General features: G+C 30.6%; 2 protein-coding genes. Both read right to left on the reverse strand.

Features of this window, described 5'->3' with window-relative positions:
* Nucleotides 1-283 (reverse strand): DUF1672 family protein (locus IDG60_RS18335; protein WP_206161037.1); only part of this gene is annotated, 283 nt, incomplete at its 3' end.
* Nucleotides 284-527: 244 nt separating this feature from the next.
* Nucleotides 528-718: ATP-binding protein (locus IDG60_RS18340; RefSeq protein ID WP_241013400.1), on the reverse strand; the 191-nt coding region annotated here is incomplete at its 5' end.

Below are 718 nucleotides of genomic sequence, written 5' to 3' on the forward strand. Positions count from 1 at the left end.
CATCTTTACCTACAACATTTGTAGCTTTAACTTTTAGTCCAAAGTTATCTTTAAAGAATTGTTCACCTACTTTTTCAAATTCTTTACGATGCTTCTTCGCAAATTCAATCGCATCTTTTTCTGCAGGCGGTTGGAAGCCTTGGCCTACATATTTTGAAGCTTCCATTTCTTCTGGTACAGATTTTGTTTCTGTGTTTGTGTCTTTATTTGATTCATTTTCCATCGCGGAACATCCCCCTAAAATTAATGTCGTGGTTAAAACTGATCCAATGAACTTTTTCATATGACACCTCGAATAATTTAATTAATACAATATATCTATATTTTACCCTATTTTTATAATCAAATAAATAACTTTATCAAACTTTATATTTTTATATAAATTAGTAATATATTTAATAGTTGATATTCGCAAAAACCCTAAGTTCTAATCCACATACAAAATTCCCCACATCAATCAAAAAACGCATGCTATAAATTAGAGTCTCTAATCAATAACATGCGTTCTGAAATAACTATATTCAATTTTATTCTGGTTTTGGTAGTTTAATAATAAATGTTGTGCCTTTCCCTAATTCGCTTTTAACATCTATGGAACCACCATGCTCTTCGATAATCATTTTACAAATGAACAAACCTAAACCGGTACCTTGTTTACCTCGCGTTCTCGCTGCATCAACTTTATAAAAACGATCAAATACTTGTTGTAAATGTTCTG

The organism is Staphylococcus sp. EG-SA-2, from assembly GCF_017152085.1.